The sequence below is a fragment of the Sphingorhabdus sp. genome (genome assembly GCF_046596595.1).
Taxonomy (GTDB): domain Bacteria; phylum Pseudomonadota; class Alphaproteobacteria; order Sphingomonadales; family Sphingomonadaceae; genus Sphingorhabdus_B.
The window spans coordinates 1-2,004 of the sequence record NZ_JBKJMB010000079.1 but is presented as its reverse complement, the minus strand read 5'-3'; the positions used below and the strand labels follow the sequence as shown (position 1 = coordinate 2,004).

3 protein-coding genes and 1 pseudogene are annotated in these 2,004 nt (G+C 53.8%); all 4 read right to left on the bottom strand.

What is annotated here, in order from left to right:
• Positions 1–108 precede the first annotated feature (108 nt).
• Positions 109–954, bottom strand: a complete 846-nt coding sequence (gene fghA / locus ACLL9E_RS07920; protein ID WP_411291197.1) for an S-formylglutathione hydrolase — start codon at positions 952–954, stop codon at positions 109–111.
• On the bottom strand, positions 951–1,517 hold the full coding sequence (locus ACLL9E_RS07915; protein ID WP_411291196.1) for a prolyl-tRNA synthetase associated domain-containing protein: 567 nt from the start codon (positions 1,515–1,517) through the stop codon (positions 951–953). Before ACLL9E_RS07915 ends, fghA begins: the two co-directional genes overlap by 4 nt.
• Positions 1,477–1,857 (bottom strand): VOC family protein, encoded by a 381-nt coding sequence (locus ACLL9E_RS07910; RefSeq protein WP_411291195.1) that lies wholly within the window; start codon positions 1,855–1,857, stop codon positions 1,477–1,479. The genes ACLL9E_RS07915 and ACLL9E_RS07910 overlap by 41 nt, the downstream gene beginning before the upstream one ends.
• A 17-nt stretch (positions 1,858–1,874) precedes the next feature.
• A pseudogene (locus tag ACLL9E_RS07905) lies at positions 1,875–2,004 on the bottom strand (S-(hydroxymethyl)glutathione dehydrogenase); the annotation flags it as partial.

Here is a 2,004-nt window from a genome sequence, read left to right as displayed (position 1 = left end):
TCGAACCCCCGTATTCAGCTTGGGAAGCTGCTGCTCTGCCATTGAGCTACACCCGCGCGACGACATGCTTTTTAACCTGCGGTGATTGAATTGGCCAGTACGCAAAATTCAGCCCTTAAGCCGATCCGCATGCCAGGCCAGATGCTCGGCCATGAAAGTCGAGATAAAATAATAGCTGTGGTCATAGCCTGGCTGCATCCGGATCGTCGCTGGCTGGCCGACAGCTGCAGTTTGCGCGGCAAGCAGATGTGTTTTCAACTGCCCCTCGAGAAAATTGTCATCCGTTCCTTGGTCGACCAACATATCGGGCAACCGCGCGCCATCTTGAATCAGCGCAACACTGTCATACTCCCGCCAAAGCGAGCGATCAGGACCCAGATAGCCACCCAACGCTTTTTCACCCCATGGGCAGTTGATGGGAGATACAATGGGTGCAAGCGCGGATGTGGAACGGAACCGTCCTGGGTTACGCAAGCTGATGGTCAGCGCGCCATGTCCACCCATCGAATGCCCCATGATTGCCTGCCGTTGCATATCAGCAGGAAAATGTGCGGCGATGATATCGGGCAATTCGCATTCGATATATTCGCGCATCCGGTAATGTGTGTCGAATGGGGCGGCTGTCGCATCGACATAAAAACCGGCACCAAGCCCGAAATCATAAGCACCGTCGGCATCATCGGGAACCCCCTCGCCGCGCGGACTGGTGTCCGGCGCAATAAAGATGAGCCCCAATTCAGAACAGGCGCGTCGATATTCGCCCTTTTCGGTCACATTGGCGTGCGTGCATGTTAACCCTGACAGAAACCAGACGACGGGCAGCAATTGGCCTTCAGCATGCGGCGGCACATAGACCGAAAATGTCATGTCACTCGCTGTGGCGGCCGACGCGTGTCGATACACGCCTTGGACACCGCCAAACGCCGTGTTGGTGGACAAAGTTTCGATGCTCATGCTGACTCCGTCTTCATTACAGGAATGTTCGTCACAAGCGGTGCATGCTGCCAAAATGTCAGTGCCCGGACAAGGTTATCGGGCGAAAGGCCAAGCGTCGCAGTGTTGCGAAGCGGATGGCAGTTGACGAGTTCCGCCTGCATAAGTGCCGAGTCGATCACAAACCGTACGTCTCCGCCTGAATCATTAACGGCAGATAGGGCTGTAACCGCCCCGGGCGTGATACCAAGCAACCGCACCATATCCTCCGCCTTGCCAAAACTAAGTCGCCCCGAACCGATTGCGGAAGGCAGCAACTTTAGATCGACCCGCGCTTCTGCCGGAACCGTGACCAGAAAAAATTTGCCTGCTTTGTCCTTAAGGAACAGGTTTTTTGTATGCGCGCCGGGAATCTGGTCGTTATGCAGATTGCTTTCAGCCACCGTGAATACGGCGGCATGTTCATAGCGTTCGTAAACGATGCCGAGCGCCTCAAAGTCTTCATAAAGCTGCGCTTCGGCATTGATCATATTGACGGTCGTATCAATCGGTGACGCGGTGGAGCGCACATAATTTGTTGCCATCGGGGTCGCGCAGATAAGCGAGATACAGCTTCATGCCGTTGCCTTCGCGTACGCCGGGAGCATCTTCGATCGCTTCACCGCCATTGTCGACGCCCGCTTGATGCCACGCATCGGCTTGTTCGGGAGTCATTGCAAAACCGATCGTGCAGCCGTTTCCGTGCGTTGCTGGATTACCATCAATTGGAGGCGTCACCAGAAACATTGTGCCGTTGTGCATGTAGATCAAACGACCTTTGGGATCTTGTATGCCAGGCTTTCCGCCCATCACTGCAAATGTTGCATCGTAAAACTTCTTGGAACGGGCAATATCATTGCTGCCAACCATCATATGACTAAACATTATCGTCTCTCCCTAAGTTAAAACACCACTACGCTGCGGATACTTGTTCCCGCATGCATTAAATCAAATGCCTTGTTGATCTCTTCCAGACCCATGACATGCGTGATCATCGGGTCAATCTCGATTTTGCCGGTCATGTACATGTCA

What these genes read in the sequence shown, in the direction of transcription:
- ACLL9E_RS07910 (WP_411291195.1), bottom strand. Translation starts at nt 1,857, where the DNA reads ATGTTTAGTCATATGATGGTTGGCAGCAATGATATTGCCCGTTCCAAG.
- ACLL9E_RS07915 (WP_411291196.1), bottom strand. Translation starts at nt 1,517, where the DNA reads ATGGCAACAAATTATGTGCGCTCCACCGCGTCACCGATTGATACGACC.
- fghA (WP_411291197.1), bottom strand. Translation starts at nt 954, where the DNA reads ATGAGCATCGAAACTTTGTCCACCAACACGGCGTTTGGCGGTGTCCAA.